Raw genomic sequence first — 19759 nt, 5'->3', positions numbered from 1 at the left:
GCACTGCGCCAGATATCCACCGCCGCCTGCGCGCGACCGGGCTGGCCGCGACGAATACGCTCGAACCGCGCCCCTTCGGCACGGGCTTGCGCCTTGGGCCCGAGAAAACGCTCTTCGCGGGTTTTCAGGTGGGCGGCCCCGGGGTGAACAGGTCATCGTTGGGCGTCAGGTCGGGGTAGTGGAAGTGGGCCACCCAGAGCAACGCGCTCTTCTTGCCCGCGACCGCCTTGTCGAGGATCAGGTACTCCTGCAGGTAATCGCCGGACTTGAGCAGGCTGCGCGGGCCGTTTTTCCTGATTTCGATGGCGCCCTGGCGGTGCAGGAAGTCGACGCGGGCCATGTCCGGCATGCTCGCCTTGGTCGCCTCGACCCGGATCAGCAGCCCCTCGTTGCCCAACTCGAGGGCCAGGGCGCGCAAGTTGGCCGCCTGACTCTGTGCGTTGAGCCGCTCGGGCGACTGCTCGGCGCTCGCCAGGCCGTTCTCCAGTTGCTCGGCGAGCCGGACGAGGATCCGCGCTTCCCCTTCCAGCACATCCTGCAGGTAGACCGGGTCCCGCACCGGCTGCTTCAACCGGGCGGCGTGGTCGAGCGCGCGTGCCAGCTCCTTGCGGGCATTGGCCAGCTCGCCACGGGCCTTCTGCATCTGCGTGCCGGCCTCCTTGACCAGCCGCTTGAGCCCGACCTGTGGCCGCGTGGCGACCGGCGCCGGGGCCGGCTCGGGGGCCTTGACCTCCTCCCAGTAGCTGCCGCTGGCGCTTTCCTGGAACACCCGCACTTCATCGCCATCGGCCAGTTCGACAGTCTCCCGGTTCTGACCGGCGGCCGGCGGCCGGACTTTCCCCAGGTAGGTCCCGCCCCTGGATCCGCGGGTCTGGATCAGCCCGGGGATTTTCTCCAGCTCCTCCTGCGCGGCGATCTCGCTGGCCTGTGCCTCGAGCGACTCGCTCAACGCCTCCAGCGCCTCGTCACGCAATTGCGCGATCAGTTCGAGCAGACGGTCGGTATAGGGCAGCGCCGTGCCTTCGGGCTGCTGGTGCCGCCAGAACTCGAGGGTCTGCAGGCCCGACACATAGTTTTCGATACAGGTGTTGAGCACCCGCTGACGGCGCCGGGCGGGTATATCCGGGTCCTGCTCCAGGTTGAGCCAGGACTGGTTCGCCATGGCGATCTCCTGGGTCTTGTCTATCAGCGAAGGAGGGACCTGCTCGTCCTGTCGCAACTCATGCAGCGTCAGCCAGCGCAGGCTATGCAGTTGCGACGCCTGCGTGTCGCGCTCCAGCGGAGCGTTCGGGGTCCGGCCGATGGTCTGGTCGCGGGTCTTGCTCCCCAGGCCGGCGAAATCGTCCAGATGCCTGTCGACCTGCCTTTCCCTGCGATGCCATTCGAACATGCGCTCATTGGCCACGACCTTGCTCCGTTGGTAGGCAAGGAACCGCTCGAAGAACCCGGAGCCCATCTGCATAGCGCTGGTCTGCGCCAGCTCGAGTTCTATCGCGGAGGGGCGCTCTTCCTCACGGACCCGGCGCAGGACTTCCAGCGTCTCACGGCAGCCGCCCAACTGGATGCCGAGGAAAGCGCACACGGCGTCCTTCCATTTCGGCACTTTCGCCACCCGGGATTGTTCCTCGCGCAGGACGATGCTCTGCCCCATCATGTCGAAAGCCTTTTCCGCTTCCTGGAGATATCGTTGCCGAGCCCTGCTGATGGCCTCGACGTCAGTCCCCTCCTCCTTGAGTTTCAACGCGGCCCGTGCCGCGGAGGCGGCGATTGTCGCGAGTTTCCCGGCGGTTTCGATCTCCTTGTGGCGATCCACCAATACCTTGGCCGCCGCCTTTTTTTCGTCCTGTATCTGCTTGATGGACTTGCGTCCGCCGCGCCCCGAGCCACCGCGCAGACGCAGCTTCACGTCCAGGCTCCACTCGCCGGCCTCGGTGCTTTTCAGGTAGAAGCCTTCGCGACTGCCGTCCGGGGTGATCATCCGCACGCCGCCCCCGGGCTCCTCGCGGACCCGATACAGGCGCCCACCGATATAGGTGGCCAGGTGGCCGCTGTCGTTGAGCCGGATCAGGCCCTTGAGTTCACCCTCGGCGATCACCGCGCCCAGTGACTCGGCATCAGGCCAGGGCCGTTCGAAACGGCGCAGCAGCAGGTCGTCGATGCGGATGCGACGCTGCCCGGAGGGCGCCAGGGCCGGCTCGTCCAGGTGCATGGGCACGGGCAGGTCCGCCCCTTGCGCCACATAAGGCCCAGGCCTGAGTCGGCCCGCCCCGGCGGGCTCCGTGCTGAACGGTATACCCTCGCGAGCGGCTGAAGGTGCCTTGCCCTCGGCGAGATGATGGCTGAGGATAAAGGAAAGATTGACCAGCACATCGGCCCAGGCATTCGCCTGCCCCTGGCCGCCCCTGGCCTGCAACTGACGGATATCCCGGTCCACGCTGGCCACCACCGCATAGATCCAGCCCGCCACGGCCGCCGGGCCACGGATGAACATCAGCAGCACATTGAACAGTTGCCACGCGCCTTCCTTGAGCTGGGCCCAGCGTTGCTCGGCGTTGGACACCGACTGCCGGTCGGCCAGCTCGATCAGCGTGCGCGCCGTCGACGTGAACAGGTGGTGCAGGCAGTCGCCGTCGACCACCGCGTCACTCAGGCGTGCCGGCCCCGGAGTGGAAAAAGCGGCAAAATCGTCTTCGAACGATCGCGGCAGGTGCGGTTCCTGGAAGCCGCCATGGTCGTACAGGCGCCTGGCCCGGGGGCTCATCCAGGTCAGGACGCTGTCCTGCAGCGGGCCCTCCTGGCGGATGGCCTCGAACACCGCGACGAAGGTCTCGTACTGGCGCAGAGGTTCGAGCGCCGGCGTGGGCCGGGCATCGTTGTCGGGGGCACACAAGGCCGCCCCGGAGGCCGCCTGAAAGCCCAGCAACGCCGACTCATGGCTGCCGGCCTTGGCGAACAACGGGCGATACAGCACGTGCGGACCGTGACGGATATCCTTCGGCCCGATGATAAACATCGACGCCACCTCATCAACTGCGGCATCGGCTTCGGCACGAAAACCCAGGGGCCTGAGCACTATCTCCTGGCCGTCGACCTGCCGCTGCGCTGCGGCGGGTTTCATGAGTGCCTCGATATACCGGAAACCCGCCTCGCTGAAACCGGACTGGGCCCTGATCTTGAGTTCCAGCGCCGCCATGGGCAATTGCACCCGCAGTTGCTCGGTGAAGAGTTTTTCCCGCCGCCGGGCCTCGTCGGCGTCGTCGATCAGCTTGGCCCGCAGCGCCTCCAGGTAGGTCTTGCCGATGTCCACGGCCGTCACCAGGTGCCTGACGTAATCCGGGGTCAGCCAGGCCGGCACGGCGGACTCACGGTCGCAGTGCCGGACCGCGATGCGCATCTTCGAATGGTGAAAGCCGCCCAGGTTCTCCAGGGCGAATTCGGTCAGGGTCATCCTGACCTTTTCGATGCTGCCCAGGGCCCCACCGCCGCCACCGGCCGTCGCCACCGCGATGACCCTGTCGAGCTCCAGGCGGATATCGTCGGAACTGCTGATCCCCAGGGGCTCGGCATGCTCCTCATGGATTTTTTCCAGCAGGGCCCGCCGGGTGAAACTCATCAGGTCGCCGATGCCGTCGAGAAAGGCCTTGCCCTGGGAGGCACGCTGCACACTCGCCAGATGATCGAGCAGATCCCGGTAGCGCTCGATATCCCGCGGATCGGCAGCGAGCAACCAGTGGGGCATTGCATCGCGCAGCGCCGTCAGTTCCTCGGACAGTTCGCGCACGCTATGGGGCTGCGTCGGCTCGGGGTTGAAAAACCAGCTGTCGGGGCGGGTGATAGCGCTGAGTCGCCGCTGGTAATCCTCGACCGTCCAGTCGAGATCACGGCCGATCAGCGAAACCTCCTGCAACTGGTTCTCCAGCAAGGTACGCCCCAGGCTGGCAAAGGCCTGTTCCAGCAGCTCGTCAGGATCACCCGACTGCCAGAGCCGATGCTCGTGATATTCGATATCACGCCCCTCGGCCCGGCGGCTCATGAACAAGGGCAGCAGATGTCCCACTTCCGGGGTCCGGGCCCGGAACAGCCCCTGGGCGAGGCTGAGCAACAACGGTGCCTGCTCGACCTCATGCTCCCAGCGACGAACCAGCAGCACCGGCAACGCTTCCGGGTAGTAGCCGCCCCACGGGTCCTTGCTCACGGCGCGCAGGCCATGGACGGCCAGTTTCTGGTCGGGCTTCTGCAGGTCGACCGTGAGGAAGGCGCGGTACTGTTCGCGGTCCGCGGTGAGCATCCGCACCAGCAACGCACTGAGCCGGCCAAAGCGACTGCTGCCTTGCGCATTCTCTTCGTTCCAGTAGTCGACCAGCGCCTGCTGATAGAGCTCCAGCAGGATATCGCCCCACTGGCCGAGCAGCGTCGGCGGGACCGGCGGCTCGATCATCTGGCGATCGCCGGGCAGGCCGACGAAGCGGACTTCCAGCACATGATCTTCGCTGAAAACCGGCGCCACGCCCTGGGTGAACTGCTTGAGCACCAGGTCGCTCAAGGCCGTGTACTGATAGCCGGCGGAGACTCTTTTGCCATCGACCGTCAGCCATCGCGGCTCGCCGACATACAGGTGCGTGGCGTTGCGCAGCGGGTCCCAACGGCTGAAGAACTGTTCCTGGATAGCCGCCAGGACCACCCCCGACAAGGTCGGCGGGCGGGCGAAAAGCGCCTTGGCCGCAGCGATGTCCTGCTGCAGCGACGGGCGAGGCGATGTGGTGGTGTCCGGCATGTCTGGCTCCCTGCAAATGCGCGAGTAGACAAGGAACAGCACTGCCCACGGCGGTATCCGGCTATCGCCAGACCGTTGATTCAGGCATACGGGCCCGCGGCACTGGCATACACTGGCGCCCATGACCACGATTCCCCTGACCGACCTCACGCCACCGGCGATCACCTGCTCTTCCTGCGCGGCCTGCTGCTGTCGGCTGGAAGTCATGCTGATCACCGATACCGGTGTGCCCGAGCGCTTTATCGATATCGACGACTGGGGCGGCGAGGTGATGCTGCGCCTGGACGACGGCTGGTGCGCGGCCCTGGATCGCGACAGCATGCGCTGCACGATCTACGCGAAACGGCCGTTGATCTGCCGGGAGTTCGAGACCGGCTCGGCGGAGTGCCTGGAAGAACGCCGCGATATCGCCACCGCGTATCGATGATTTGAACGGGCGCATCAGGGCGCTTTCATCTCCGAGTCAAAGACGCTTCCCATATATCCGCTGAACCAGCGCAATCCACACTTGGGACCCCACGTCACAAGTAGCGGGCAACCCCAACGTTGCCCCCGGAACCTGAGATCACCGGCCCATGAAAACCCTCGAACCACCCTGTGCTTCGCCCCCCTGTGCAGCCGATCCCCTGACCGAACCGGACGAGCCCGCGCCGGCCCGCTCGCAAGCGTTGCTCGCCCTCGATACGGCCAATGCACAAGTGACCGCCCTGCTGGAACAGCTACCATCCCCGACGCTGCCCGAGGCGAGTCCGGCAATAGCGAAAAGTGAACAGATACGCCAGTTGCAGCAGGATTATCTGGCGCAACTGCAACGGTTCTGGACGCAACCCAACGGCGCCAGCAACGGCCTGCCCGCCGAGCAATGGCTCGCCCTGAGCCTGGAGACGCAACTGCGGGCCGAGGCGCAGCTGCGCAGCGCCGATGGCACGCTGGACACCGAAGACCAACAACTGATCGACCAGGTGCTGCGCCTGCCCACGCGGGCACAACGGGAAGATGCCCTGCCGGTACTGCCAGCACGCCATCGACCGGCGGTGTACGGCATTACTCTGCTGGGAGAGGACGCCGCGCCGTGGCCCGGCGCATTCGTTATCACCAACAGCGATGGCGCCGTCCTGCCGGGCAACGATCCCGACCCGACGCAGCTCAAGGGCAAGAAAGCGGTCGAGGTCCACAGCGATCTCGGCCGGGTCGTGCTCTACACCCTGGAACAGGGGCTTGAAGCCTTTGCCTCGCTCCGGCTCCTGCACAGCACGCTGCAAGTGCGCCTCGGGCACAAAATCGCCGACCGCTTCACCGCCAGCGAGGACAAACATGAAAGCCTGTTCACCGGGCAGGTTCGCTCACTGCGCGACGCCCAGCAACGCAAGGTGAACGCGGTGTTTGCCGCGTCCCCGACGGACGTCTCGCCAGCCCTGCTGAAAGACCTCGCCGCCGCCGCGGACCTGCGTGACATCCTGGATATCGGCGGGCGACTGAACCAGCGCTTGCAGGCATTGCAATACCAGGCCTGGCGGCAGGTCTTCAAGGACGGCAGCCGGCAGGACTGGCAACGCTACCGCACCGCCGCCGGCCAGGTGCAGCCCGGCCGGTTGGCGCTGGGCCTGGCGTTGCTCGATACGCTGCCGTCAACCGCGCCTGCCGACAACTCCGCCACGCCGGTCATCAAGGACCAGGCAGTACTGGATGCCATCGTAACGGTGCTGAGCGCAGAAAACCCGACCACCGCAAAACCGGCACAGGCAATACGCGAGGCCTGGCAATACGTCAATGCCGCCAGCCTGCAACTGGCGCTGCTGGACGCCACGCTCGACGGCCGCCTCGACACGCGCCAGCAACAATGGGTCCGCCTGCTGCTCGACTACCCCGACCCGGCCACCCGCCCGCTGATCGGCACACACACCCTCATCGCCAGCGCGCTGGGCCTGTGGACCCATCCCGAGAATGCCCCGAGCACGCTGCATATCATTGACGGCATACTCGCTATCAGCAGCTCGGCCCCGAACGACCCGACTGTCGTGCTGTACATCCCGGACGCCCCCGATGACCAGGATCTCAAGGCCCTGAGCCGACTCGCCGATATCGACCCGTATCTCGTGGAACCGCAGTGGCGAAACTACCTGGCCGCGCGACTGAAAACGTCGGGCACGCCAATCCCGCAGGTGCCGTTCCCCGTAACCGGCGCCCACGTGCAACTGATCCCGATACCGGGCGATGTGCAGCTGGGCCTCTACACCATACGGCGCGACGCACTGCTGGAGCAGGCGCGCCAGAGTGATCCCGACACCACGACCACTGACCGCCGGTCACTCATCGATCAGTGGGCGCTGGGCAATGTGGTCGGCCAGAAGAGCGCCGGCCTGATCGGCACGTTCCTGCCCGGAAAAAACGCCCTGGTACGGATCAGGGCGACCGGCCAACCCGAGCTTGCCGCTCTGCCGGCGCGCCCGGCGACAGAGCGCCAGGGCCCGGCCAGCAGCGGCGCCACGCCACCCGGTACGGTGCGGCTACGGCTGCTGGGCGGCGCGCCGATCGATCCGCCCCCGGCCCTGCCACCCCGTGTGTCCGCCATAGCCGGTCTGATCCGCCTGGGCTCCTGGAACGCGCGGGTCATGGATATCGTCGCGCCCCTCATGCCCAGCCTGTCGGACTGGCCATCGCATGGCAGCCTGGTGATCATCGACTGCCAGGGCCCCGGACCCGGCTGGTCGGTACGCTACCGGCAGGGACTGCACGAAGACGCCTATGGATTTCGAGTGAACCCGGATATGTTCGTTGCCCGCCAGGACGTGGTGCTGTACCGGTCCGGTCCCGATCACTACAGCGCCTGGCTCCATGGCAACAGGGTGGACGCCCCCGCCGGTGAAGACAGCTTCTTTCATGCCTTGGCCCTGGCGCTGAACCTGGGTCGCGACAGCGACACGTTCACGGTCGAGAGACTGCGCGATGCCACCGCCGGGCATATCGAACGCCATCCGGAGATCGCCTCCTTCGTGACCGCCGAGCACCTGCCGCTCTATGCCCAGGCACTCGAACATTGCGCGGAACTGAATATCTGGCTGGGCAGCGAGGTCTATCAGGAGCTGACCGCCATCCTCAAGGGTTTCCCCAATCCGTACGGGCTCTTCCAGCCGGTCATCCGTTACCTGGAGACGACCCTGACGTCGCGCTCACCGAGGCTGAGCCGCATGGTCGATGCCGCGTTCGATGCCGTGCATCAACGCCATGCCCTGCGTCCGCTGCCCGCGGAAATACGCCAGATCATCGATCGCTATATTGACGCCCCGCCCCGTCCGGTATTGTCCCTGCTGGCCGCCGGGCCCAGTCGCAGGAGGCTGCTGGAAACGCTGTTGCTCGGGCCGTCAGAGGCGGCAGACATCGATTTCCTGGAGCAGCGCATCTTCATTTTTGACGACAGCATCCGCCACATCCTGCTGGAATACGGCGCGACGGCCGCCCAGTTGCGCGGGTATGCACTCCAGTACATAGGCAACCAGATCACCGCCCGGCGCGACTTGCTGCGCGCCACGCTCCAGCGCGTCCCGGCGCTGCTCGAACGGCTCGATATCATTTTCAGCTCGCCCACCCTGACCCCGCCCATGGCCGAGGGGATCAACATCGGTCAGATCGCCCACCTGCTCCACGATCCGCACATCTCCACCACCAGGTTGCGCCTGATCAGCCGTTGCGCGGATGCCGGCATCCTCAATATCAACCTGCTGGAGAACGCCGACGGGATCAGGCCGCTGACGGACGAGGTGCTGTCGCGACTCCTCGAACATCAACAGGAACTGCTGGGGCTGGCCAGGCAAATGGGCTTCCAGGACATCGCCCCACTGCTTTTGCCCTTCAGGGCCGACCCCATCGTCTGGACCCAGAATCAGTTCCGCTCGGCCCCTCTCGCGAATGCCAGGCTCAACCTGCTGCTCGATACGCCCGGGCTGTTCAGCATCCTCAGGCAACGATCGAACCGCGTAGTCGAAAAGATGTGGACCCAACTGACCAGCGCCACCCATGACAATGCCAGGGTTCGCCATGCACTGGCCTCTCCACGGGAAACCCTGAGCAGCCTGGCCAAACTGGACAGGGCCTTGAACGCGCCACTGCCGAACACACGGCAGGCAGGTCCGTCGACGGGCTCGCAACCGACTTACCTGAGGGGATACGAGGTACACGGCAGATCGACGGCGGAGCTGTCGGGACCGGATGCGCGTGGCCTGTATCACGCGGCAAACGGCAGGACCTACATCCGCCATGACGGCCTGCGCTACGAAGTCCGCGCCTTCGGCAATCGCGTGCGGATCATCCATGCCATCGACGGTTTCCGGCGTCCGACCTATGAGGTGCAACTGCGTGCCGATGGTTCCTGGCAGTTTATCGACACCCCTGGCCTCGGAGGCGACAGGCGCCAGTCCTATCCCGCCATCGCCGAACAATCGCGCACGCAACGCGAGGCGTTCGCCGAGCTGGGCCAGGCCGCGCAACAGGAGTGGCAACGGCTCGCCGCCGATACGGCGGTGTCCGGCCGGGTCCCCGACCTGCACAGCCTGCAATCCACCACCGCTGGCTACACCCTGGAACTGATCGACGCGGACGGCGCACCTCGCCGGCAGTTGGCACTGGCGAAAACCAGCGCGCTGGCCGCGCTCTCGAACCGTATCCGCAGCACCGTGGACACCCTCCACCAGCACTTCCAGTTCCGGGACGGCCAACTGCTGCCGCGCCCGGGCGTCACCCATCACGAGGTGGTCCATGCCCTTGCCCAGCTCGATGGCCTGAACAGCCTGAATACCGGCTTCGCCCTGTTGCTGCTCGGCAGCGGCAAGCCTCATGCCCTGTCGGCGGACCTGACCCGCGCGGTCCAGGTGCAGTTCTACACGCAACTGGCCCTGGTGGTGATGGGCCTGAGCAACGATGGCGCACTGCTCGCCCAGGCGCTTTACCTCGGTCTGAAGGACGCCGGGCACCTGGGCGCCGAGAGCATCCGCCTGATGGACAGGGCCGGCCAGGGGATCCGCCTGGGCGGCAAGACCCTGACCCTGGGCGGAGTGCTGGCCGCCGGCAACGCCTTGCTGGTCCTCGCCAGCCTGGGGGTCGACAGCTACCTGCTGGCCCATGCCGAGAGCGCCGAGGAAACCGCCACCTATGGCACCAACGTCGGGCTCGATAGCCTCGCGCTGGGCACGGTGCTGGCCGGGTTCACCGAGGGCGCCGAGTTCCTCGGGCCGCTGTCGATACCGCTGGCCGGCCTGGGCCTGGGCGCCAGCAGCCTGGTGGCGGTGTTCTTTGCCAAGGCCCGCAAGGTCCTGGCCACGGGCGAGCAATTCAACCGGGAGATCCAGGCCTATCGCAACGGTTATGTCGAGGATCCGCACAGCCACGGGCTGCGCCTGGACGGTCCGGTGGTGGTGAGCCATGTGGATCAGCGCAATGGCCGGGTCCACCTGGGCAGCCCGAAGATCTATGCCGTGGACACTTCGCGTTCGGGCGATCCGCGGGTGATCCTCGACGAGCGCCAGGCCATCGATGTCGGCCTGGTCCTGGGGCTTCCCGGAGAGATGCCGTTGCCGGTTTCCGACAGTGCCCGCTTCCTGCATCTGCCGATCACGCCCGAGCACACCTATCTGCCGCAATACGGCTGGCTGCTGGGCGCCACCCAGCGCAATGACGCCGAGCTGCAGCTGTTCAAGGCCCTCGAACAGAAGACCCGGGGCAAGTTCATCGAGGCCAAGTGGGTCGCGGTGTTCCAGAAGATCGTCGAACAGCTGGAGCCGCGCTACCACGCCACGCGTATCCGGGTCAGCCTCGGCCTGGCGGCGCCGATGCTGATCATGGACGATCCCGGCGAAGGCGGTCGTTACCTGAGCCATACCATCGAAGGCCAGGGCAGCCAATATGACATTTACCTGAGCGACGGCACGACCCTCGATCTGTCCAGTTGCGAAACATCGCGCCCCTCCACCTGGGTGCTGCACACCGATCAGTTGAGTCGCCCGGACGATATCCGCCTCGAGCCCGGCCGGCTGACGGTGGGGAGCGTCGTGGTGCGGGTGCGGGACAAGGAGACCCTGTATCTGGTCAACAAGCTCGACGAGGCCTACCGGCTGGACCTGACCGGCGGCCGCTACACGCTGGCGACACTGAGCGCGCGCGACCACGAGGATGTGAATGCGCTGGAGCAACGCCTGCAAGCCCTGCAGGGCTTGCAGCGACTGACCGCCCCGGTGCCTGTCGAAGACCTGTCGGCACCCGACTGGCCGGGCCGGGGCATCTACTATCGGCCCGCCGACGGCGACTTCGCCGCCATTCCCACGAACGGCGAGGACCACGGCGACGAGCTGTACCAGATCCCCGTGACCGCCGAAATGCTATTGATCGCCTCCAGCCCCCAACGCGAGAAAGTCCGGCAGGCGGTCGAGACACTGGCCGCGCTGACGCGCCACCTGGACGAGCAGTACCGCAAGTTCGGCGGGCGTTCGGCGGGTTTCTGGAGCGCCCACCCCGCTGCCGGCCAGCCCCGCAACGAGCAGTGCTATGGCGACTTTCTGCGGGCGCAATATCGCCTGGAGGTACAGCGCGCCCGGCTGCAAGGCCGGTATTCGGACACCGCCGGCCAGATGCTCCTGCAACTGCTGCCGCGCCACGAACGCGAGCCGTCGAGCCAGGGACCGCGCCAGGTGCTGGTGCATCGCTTGAGTATCAACGGCTATCCGGCCGATGACATCCTGGTCATCGGCGATCCGGAGCAGGGCACGCTGCTGTTGTATGCACCAGCGTCAAGCCCGGCATTGAGCGAGTTCTGTGGCGCCAGCGGGCTCAAGGCCCATGTGCAGCAACTGGCCGCCGCCGACGCGACGCTCCGGGAGCTGCAGGAACATTTCCCGCGACGCTATCGCGCCAGCAACCACAGTGCCCTCTGGGGCTACACCGGAACGGACGAGGCGCTGGAAAATCTCGGCGACAACGGCGACTGGAGCCTGATCCAGCTCGACCGTGGCCGCGTCGATGGCGACGATGTATTTGCCGTCCTGGCCAGCCTCAAGCGCCAGGGCGAAGGAGGCTGACCCCGGCAGCGAATGCTCCGCTACAACGGCATCGTATAGTGCAAGGCGTAACTCTCGATGCCGTCGTTGGGCGTGCGGATCCCCGCGTTGGAATAGTGGGTCGCGCGGATCCCCAGCTCATGCCCGCCGGCAAAGCGCAGGCCGAAGCCGATGCGGTCCTCGAACTGGAAGGCCGAGCCGAGCTTGTTGTCTTCCACTTCGGTATGGGCAAACACCGCGACGCCTATCCCGGCCTCGATATAGGGTTTGATCGAGGCTCCGGAAAACTCGTACACGAACACCGGCGAGAACGACAGGCTGTGGTTGCTGGCCGCCTTGTCGCCATCCCAGTAGGTGTAGGCGCCGCTCCAGTAGCCGGTCAGGCGACCGACATCGCTTTGCAGCCAGCTCTTGTCCCAATCCAATTGCAGGCCCAGGCGATAGGTCTGGGTCGAATCGCTGGTCTGGCCGACCGCGAACTCAAGACCGGCCGCGTGTGCCGCAAGACCATACCCCAGTGTGGCGGCTGCAAGCGCAGCCAGGCAGAACAGTCGCTTCATGAGAAACATCCTATTTCCAACGTATGTTCAGGATTGTTGTACAGCTCAACAGGCCTTCAATAGAAATCTGGCGTTAAGCAGAAGTTCACGGATTTGCGCGGTTTTTCACAGACTTTCCTACTCTGTGAAGCTTTGCACAACGCCAGACTTATTCCATAGCATCGGAAGGATTTTTCTGAGGTGATGCGGATCAGCACTGGTCCAGAATTGCGCCTCGCGTGCCGGCCCCGCGGACAGCAGGTCGCGGCCTTGCAGCAGGCGCTGGAGTTGCCGGGCCACGGCGGCACCGGTATCGATCAGACTGATGGACGCCGGAATCATCTCCAGCAGCAGCGGCTTGAGGAAGGGATAGTGGGTGCAGCCAAGAATAATGGTGTCGCAGCCCGCGGCCAAAAGCGGCTCGACATAGCTGGCGAGCAACTGGCGCAGGGCCGGGCTGTGCAGATCGCCATCTTCGATCATTTCCACCAGGCCGGGACAGGGCTGGGTGACCACCCGCACATCGCTGGCAAAGCGGTCGAGCAAGGCGGCGAACTTGGCGCTTTGCAAGGTGCCGGTGGTGGCGAGCACGCCGACCACACCACTGCGGGTAGCCGCCGCCGCCGGCTTGACCGCCGGTTCCATGCCCACCAGCGGCCAGTCCGGGTAACGCTGGCGCAGATCGGCGACACCGGCCACCGTCGCGGTATTGCAGGCAATAACCAGGGCCTTGGCGCCCTGCTCGCGAAGAAACCCGGCAATCGCTTCACAGCGCTGGCGGATATAGGCCGGGCTTTTTTCCCCGTAGGGAATATGTCCGCAATCGGCGACATAGAGCAGCGATTCGCCGGGCAACAGCGCGCTGATTTCATTGAGCACCGACAGTCCGCCGATACCGGAATCGAACACCCCGATCGGCGCCTCACGCATCGCGGCTACCGCAGACGCTGCAGTGCGGATCGCGCTTGACCCGCAACTCACGGAATTTCGTACCCAGGGCATCGATCAGCAACAGCCGGCCCACCAGCGGCTCGCCGAAACCGGCGAGCAGTTTCAGCGCCTCCAGTGCCTGCAGGCTGCCCACCAGGCCGACCAGCGGACCGATCACCCCGGCTTCGCTGCAGGTCAGTTCGGCCTCGCTGCCGTGGCCGTAGAGGCAGTGGTAGCACGGACTCTCGGCACGCCGGGGATCGAACACCGACAACTGGCCTTCGAGACGGATCGCCGCGCCACTGACCAGCGGCTTGCCGGCGGCCACGCAGGCGACGTTGACCGCCTCGCGGGTGGCAAAGTTGTCACAGCAGTCGAGCACCAGGTCGACGGCGGCCACCACGGCACTCAAGGAATCTTCATCCAGGGCCTGGCGATGGGCAATCAGGCTGACCTGCGGGTTGATTGCCGTCAGCCGGCGCAGCGCCGAGTCGACCTTGGTCGAACCGACGCTGTCGGTGTCGTGGATGATCTGGCGTTGCAGGTTGGTCAGGTCGACGCTGTCGAAATCCGCCAGGTGCAATTCGCCGACACCGGCGGCGGCCAGGTACAAGGCCACCGGCGCGCCCAGGCCACCCAGGCCGACAATCAGTACCCGGCTGTTTTTCAGGCGCAACTGGCCGTCGATATCCACCTGTTGCAACAGGATCTGCCGGCTATAGCGCAACAGCTCCTGGTCGCTCAGCACGATATGCGCCCCAGGCTGATGCGCTGGTGACCGCCCAGGTCGGTGCGACTGTGGACTTCGCCGAAACCCTGTGCCGAGAGCAGTTCGCGGACGGCTTCGGCCTGGTCGTAGCCGTGTTCGAGCATCAACCAGCCACCGGCCTCCAGATGGGCCGGAGCTTGGGCGATGATCAGGCGCAGGTCGTCCAGGCCATCGGCGCCGGCCACCAGCGCACTGGCGGGTTCGAAGCGCACATCGCCCTGGCCCAGGTGCGGGTCGGCAGCGGCAATATAGGGCGGGTTGCTGATGATCAGCTGAAAGCGCTGGCCTTCCAGGGCGCTGAACCAATGGCTGCTCAGCACCGTGGCGTTGTCCAGGCCCAGGCGCTGACGGTTGCGCTCGGCCAGGGCCACGGCCTCCAGCACCCGGTCCACCGCGGTGACCCGCCAGGCCGGACGCTCACTGGCCAGGGCCAGGGCAATCGCGCCGCTACCGGTGCCGAGGTCGAGCACACTGGCCGGGGTCGCCGGCAGCAGCTCAAGGGCGGCTTCCACCAGCAATTCGGTGTCGGGACGCGGGATCAGGGTATGCGGCGCGACTTCCAGGTCGAGCTTCCAGAACCCCTGCTGGCCGAGGATATAGGCCACCGGCTCGCCACCGCGGCGGCGTTGCAGGAAACCGGAAAAGGCCAGCGCGGCTTCGCTGCTGACGATCTTTTCCGGCCAGGTGTGCAGGTAACTGCGGGATTTGCCCAGGGCAGCCGCCAACAGCAACTCGGCGTCCAGGCGCGCGGTCGGTGAGTCGGGCAGTTCGGCGGCGCGCAGCAGGCTGGCGATAATAGTCATTTAATCACCCAAGGCCGCCAGTTGATCGGCCTGGTATTCGGCCAGCAACGGCTCGATCACCGCCTCGACACCGCCTGCCAGGACTTCGTCCAGGGAATACAGGGTCAGGTTGACACGGTGGTCGGTGACCCGGCCTTGTGGAAAGTTGTAGGTACGGATGCGTTCGGAGCGGTCGCCCGAGCCCACCAGCAACTTGCGCTCGCTGGCGATGGCGCTGGCGGCGGCGCTGGTCTGCTGGTCGTTGAGCTTGGCCGACAGCCACGACATGGCCCGCGCGCGGTTCTTGTGCTGGGAGCGCTCTTCCTGGCACTCGACCACGATCCCCGATGGAATGTGGGTAATGCGGATCGCCGAGTCGGTCTTGTTCACGTGCTGGCCGCCCGCGCCCGAGGAGCGGTAGGTGTCGACGCGCAGGTCGGCCGGGTTGATCTCGATGGCTTCCTGTTCATCCGGCTCGGGCAGCACCGCCACGGTACAGGCCGAGGTGTGGATACGGCCCTGGGATTCGGTGGCCGGCACCCGCTGCACGCGGTGCGCACCGGATTCGAACTTCAGCTTGCCGTAGACATTGTCGCCCTCGACCCGGGCGATGACTTCCTTGTAGCCGCCGTGCTCACCTTCGTTTTCCGAAAGGATCTCCACCCGCCAGCCGCGTTTCTCGGCATAACGCGAGTACATGCGGAACAGGTCGCCGGAGAAGATCGCCGCCTCGTCGCCGCCGGTGCCGGCACGGATTTCGAGAAAGACGTTGCGCCCGTCGTTGGGGTCCTTGGGCAACAGCATGCGCTGCAGGGAGGACTCCAGCTCGACCAGTTGCTCCCTGGCTTCGCGGACTTCCTCGACCGCCATTTCGCGCATGTCCGGGTCGCTGTCCTTGAGCAGCGCCTGGGCACCGTCCAGGTCCGCCTGCACTTTCAGCACCTGGTTGTAGGCAGCGACGATCGGCTCGACCTCGGCGTACTCCTTGGAGTAGGCGCGAAACTTGTTCTGGTCGGAAATGACTTCGCCATCGCCAAGCAGGGCGGTCAGTTCCTCGAAACGGTCCTGGAGGATGTCCAGCTTATTGAGCAGTGACGCTTTCATTGCGGTTTCTTATCCGAAAAGCTATCCGATGGGCCCTCACCGAGGGCAAAGAGTTCCTGGGCCATGGCCAGCGCGTCGAGGCGGCCTTCGGCGGACAACTTTTTCAGTTGCACGCTGGGCGCATGCATCAACTTGTTGGTCAGGCCCCGCGCCAGTTGCATCAGCACGTCTTCGGCACTGCTGCCATTGGCCAGCAGACGCTGGGCCTTTTGCAATTCTTCGTCACGCAGGCGCTCGCTCTGCTGACGGTAGGCCTTGAGCACATCCACCGCCGCCAGTTCGCGCAGGCGGATCATGAACTCGTCGACCCCGCTGCTCACCAGTTCCTCGGCGGCCTGGGCGGCGCCCTGGCGGCTCTTGAGGTTCTCGGCGACCACTTCGTGGAGATCGTCGACGCTATAGAGGTAAACGTCGTCCAACTCGCCGACTTCCGGTTCGATATCCCGGGGAACGGCGATATCCACCATGAAGATCGGCTTGTGCTTGCGCAGCTTCAAGGCACTTTCCACCGCGCCCTTGCCGAGGATCGGCAACTGGCTGGCGGTGGAACTGATGACGATATCGCTGTGCACCAGTTCCTGGGGAATATCGGCCAGCAACACCGCATGGGCACCGAATTCCTCGGCGAGGATCTTGGCCCGCTCCAGGGTACGGTTGGCGACCACGATACGCTTCACGCCCTGCTCGTGCAGATGGCGGGCGACCAGGGTGATGGTCTCGCCGGCGCCGATCAGCAAGGCGGTACTGCGCTGCAGGTCGCTGAAAATCTGTTTCGCCAGGCTGACGGCGGCGAACGCCACCGACACCGGGTTTTCACCGATGGCCGTGTCGGTACGTACCTGCTTGGCGGCGCTGAACGTGGCCTGGAACAGACGCCCGAGCAGGGGGCCGATGGTCCCGGCTTCCCGCGCCACCGCGTAGGCGGACTTCATCTGGCCGAGGATCTGCGGCTCGCCGAGCACCAGCGAGTCCAGGCCGGAGGCGACACGCATCATGTGACGAACGGCCGCATCGTCTTCGTGCACATAGGCACTGGCGCGCAGTTCTTCGAGGCTCAGATGGTGATAATCGGCCAGCCAGCGCAGCACCGTGTCCGCCGCCAGGTGATCCTGCTCTATATACAGTTCACTGCGGTTGCAGGTGGAAAGGATCGCGGCTTCCCGGCTTTCGGTCAGGCGGCAGAGCTGCTGCAGGGCCTCTACCAACTGCTCGGGAGTAAATGCCACGCGCTCGCGCACGTCTACGGAGGCCGTCTTGTGGTTGATGCCGAGTGCGAGGAAGGCCATTCAAGGTCGCTGATGATGTCGAGAAGCCGACAATTGTCCTACTTCACCCGGTTCAGAACAACCATTGCCGACTATTGTCCTAATGGAACATCGCTATAAGTGCCCCGGTGAGCGGTCACGGGTATGGTTCTGCCCACCGCTTGTGTCATGATGCCCCGACCGCAGGTAAGTTGCCCTTCTCTTATATGAATAGATCCTCCGCGTTGCTTCTCGCTTTTGTCTTCCTCAGCGGCTGCCAGGCCTTGGCTCCCGTATCGCCGGGCAATACGCCGCCGGCCGAGGACACCACTGCGGCCCCGGAAAAGCCCAAGGTCTACAGCTCCTTCAGCGAAGACACGGTCTTCAGCCTGCTGAGTGCGGAACTGGCCGGGCAGCGAAATCGCTTCGATATCGCGCTGGATAACTACGTCACCCAGGCGATCAATACCCAGGACCCCGGTATTTCCGAGCGGGCCTTCCGTATTGCCGAATACCTGGGCGCCGACCAGGCAGCCCTGGATACCTCGCTGATCTGGGCGAAAAACGCCCCGGACGATCTTGAAGCGCAACGCGCGGCAGCGATCCAGTTGGCGCGCAGCGGGCGTTATGACGACTCCATGGTCTATATGGAGAAAGTCCTGCAGGGCAAGGGCGACACCCACTTCGACTTCCTCGCGCTGTCGGCCGCCGACACCGACCAGGACACCCGCAACGGTCTGATGAAGAGTTTCGACCGCCTGCTGGTCAAGCACCCGAAGAACAGCCAGCTGATTTTCGGCAAGGCCCTGTTGCTGCAACAGAATGGCGACAACCAGGGCGCCCTGACGCTGCTGGAGAACAACCCGCCGGAAGACGGCGAAGTCGCCCCGCTGCTGCTGCGCGCGCGCCTGCTGCAAACCATGAATCGCGGCAAGGAAGCGATTCCGCTGCTGGAAAAAAGCATCAAGAAGTACCCGGACGACAAGCGCCTGCGCCTGACCTATGCGCGCATGCTGGTCGAACAGGACCGCATGACCGATGCCAAGGTGCAGTTCTCCAGCCTGGTCCAGCAGTATCCGGAAGATGACGAACTGCGCTTCTCCCTGGCGCTGGTCTGCCTGGAGGCCAAGGCCTGGGATGAGGCCAAGGGCTACCTGGAAGAGCTGATCGCCCGCGACAGCCACGTCGATTCCGCCCATCTGAACCTGGGCCGCATCGCCGAAGAGAAAAACGACCCGCAGGGCGCCCTGGAAGAATACGAACAGGTCGGCCCGGGCAATGACTACCTGCCGGCCCAACTGCGCCAGACCGATATCCTGGTGACCAGCGGGCGTGGCGCAGAGGCCTCGAAGAAGCTCGCCGCCGCCCGTGACGAGCAGCCGGACTACGCGATCCAGTTGTACCTGATCGAGGCCGAGATCCTTTCCGCCAACAATCATGGCGACCAGGCCTGGAAAGTCCTGCAACAGGCCCTGCTGCAGTACCCGGACGATCTGAACCTGCTGTATACCCGCGCCATGCAGGCGGAAAAACGCAACGACCTGGCGCAGATGGAAAAAGACTTGCGGGCGATCCTCAAGCGCGAGCCGGACAACGCCATGGCCCTGAACGCCCTGGGCTACACCCTGTCGGACCGCACCACGCGCTACGCCGAAGCCAAGGAACTGATCGAGAAAGCCCATCAGTTGAATCCGGAAGATCCGGCCGTGCTCGACAGCCTCGGCTGGGTGAACTTCCGCCTGGGCAACCTCGACGAAGCCGAGCGCCTGCTGCGCCAGGCCCTGGAGCGTTTCCCCGACCAGGAAGTCGCCGCCCACCTGGGCGAAGTCCTGTGGGCCAACGGCAAACAGGGCGAAGCCCGGAAAATCTGGGGCAAGTTCCTCAAGGATCAGCCCGACAGCCCAATCCTGCGCAGCACCATCAAGCGCCTGACCGGTTCCGAGACTCTTTAAGCTTATGTTTTTGCGCCACCTCGTTGTTTTCAGCCTGATCGCCCTGCTCGCCGGTTGCGCGGGCTTTGGCGCCCGTGAGTCCGTCAAGGGCCACGGCGACCCGGCCCAGTGGGCCAAGCACAAACAGCAATTGAGCAGCCTCGATGGCTGGCAGATCAATGGCAAGGTCGGGATCCGCGCGCCGAAGGACTCCGGCAGTGGCACCCTGTACTGGCTGCAACGCCAGGACTACTACGATATCCGCCTGTCCGGCCCGCTGGGCCGTGGAGCGGCGCGCCTGACCGGTCGCCCCGGCCAGGTGTCGCTGGAAGTCGCCAACCAGGGCCGCTATGAAGCCGCGACGCCCGAGGCCCTGCTCGAAGAGCAGATGGGCTGGAGCCTGCCGGTGTCACATCTGGTCTGGTGGGTGCGCGGCCTGCCCGCACCCGACAGCAAGAGCCGCCTGAGCCTGGATAACGACAGCCGCCTCGCCACCCTCGAACAGGACGACTGGCAGGTCGAGTACCTCAGCTACACCGAGCAGAACGGCTACTGGCTGCCCGAGCGCATCAAGCTGCACGGTCGCGACCTCGACGTGACCCTGGTGATCAAGGACTGGCAGCCGCGCCAGCTGGGCCAGTGA

General features: G+C 65.3%; 11 protein-coding genes. 4 read left to right on the top strand and 7 right to left on the bottom strand.

From position 1 onward, the window contains the following. Window positions 1-124: 124 nt before the first annotated feature. Complete coding sequence (locus KI243_RS04965; RefSeq protein ID WP_212810572.1) at window positions 125-4774, bottom strand: DUF6543 domain-containing protein; 4650 nt, start codon at window positions 4772-4774, stop codon at window positions 125-127. A 121-nt stretch (window positions 4775-4895) separates the two neighbouring features. Here KI243_RS04965 and KI243_RS04960 point away from each other — a divergent pair, with 121 nt between their 5' ends. Further along, on the top strand, window positions 4896-5201 hold the full coding sequence (locus KI243_RS04960; protein ID WP_017126573.1) for a YkgJ family cysteine cluster protein: 306 nt from the start codon (window positions 4896-4898) through the stop codon (window positions 5199-5201). A gap of 148 nt (window positions 5202-5349) precedes the next feature. Continuing rightward, window positions 5350-11838 (top strand): TcdA/TcdB pore-forming domain-containing protein, encoded by a 6489-nt coding sequence (locus KI243_RS04955; RefSeq protein WP_212810571.1) that lies wholly within the window; start codon window positions 5350-5352, stop codon window positions 11836-11838. 20 nt (window positions 11839-11858) lie between these two features. Here KI243_RS04955 and KI243_RS04950 read toward each other — a convergent pair whose 3' ends face one another. The 6 genes from KI243_RS04950 to hemA all read right to left on the bottom strand — a co-directional run bounded on the left by KI243_RS04950 (window position 11859) and on the right by hemA (window position 17227). Further along, the gene (locus tag KI243_RS04950) at window positions 11859-12377 is read right to left on the bottom strand and encodes an acyloxyacyl hydrolase (RefSeq protein WP_017126574.1); all 519 of its coding nucleotides are present in this window, start codon (window positions 12375-12377) and stop codon (window positions 11859-11861) included. 117 nt (window positions 12378-12494) lie between these two features. Next, window positions 12495-13286, bottom strand: a complete 792-nt coding sequence (gene murI, locus KI243_RS04945) for a glutamate racemase (protein WP_177108835.1) — start codon at window positions 13284-13286, stop codon at window positions 12495-12497. Further along, entirely contained in the window at window positions 13279-14034 is a 756-nt protein-coding gene (locus KI243_RS04940; protein ID WP_177108836.1) for a molybdopterin-synthase adenylyltransferase MoeB, read from the bottom strand. The genes murI and KI243_RS04940 overlap by 8 nt, the downstream gene beginning before the upstream one ends. Then, complete coding sequence (gene prmC / locus KI243_RS04935; protein WP_177085460.1) at window positions 14028-14858, bottom strand: peptide chain release factor N(5)-glutamine methyltransferase; 831 nt, start codon at window positions 14856-14858, stop codon at window positions 14028-14030. Before prmC ends, KI243_RS04940 begins: the two co-directional genes overlap by 7 nt. Further along, entirely contained in the window at window positions 14859-15941 is a 1083-nt protein-coding gene (gene prfA / locus KI243_RS04930) for a peptide chain release factor 1 (RefSeq protein ID WP_017129004.1), read from the bottom strand. Further along, window positions 15938-17227 carry a glutamyl-tRNA reductase gene (hemA, locus tag KI243_RS04925; protein ID WP_017129003.1) on the bottom strand — a complete coding sequence of 430 codons (1290 nt, stop codon included), beginning with the start codon at window positions 17225-17227 and terminating at the stop codon, window positions 15938-15940. Before hemA ends, prfA begins: the two co-directional genes overlap by 4 nt. A 185-nt stretch (window positions 17228-17412) precedes the next feature. On the opposite strand from hemA, the gene KI243_RS04920 reads away from it, so the two are divergent. Together KI243_RS04920 and lolB are read left to right on the top strand one after the other, a co-directional pair. Then, complete coding sequence (locus tag KI243_RS04920; RefSeq protein ID WP_042936789.1) at window positions 17413-19137, top strand: tetratricopeptide repeat protein; 1725 nt, start codon at window positions 17413-17415, stop codon at window positions 19135-19137. Window positions 19138-19141: 4 nt separating this feature from the next. Beyond that, the gene (gene lolB / locus KI243_RS04915; protein WP_212810570.1) at window positions 19142-19759 is read left to right on the top strand and encodes a lipoprotein insertase outer membrane protein LolB; all 618 of its coding nucleotides are present in this window, start codon (window positions 19142-19144) and stop codon (window positions 19757-19759) included.

Origin of the sequence: Pseudomonas sp. Ost2 (genome assembly GCF_018326065.1) — a bacterium.
Taxonomy (GTDB): Bacteria; Pseudomonadota; Gammaproteobacteria; order Pseudomonadales; family Pseudomonadaceae; genus Aquipseudomonas; species Aquipseudomonas gingeri.
This window is presented reverse-complemented; position numbering and strand designations above follow the sequence as displayed.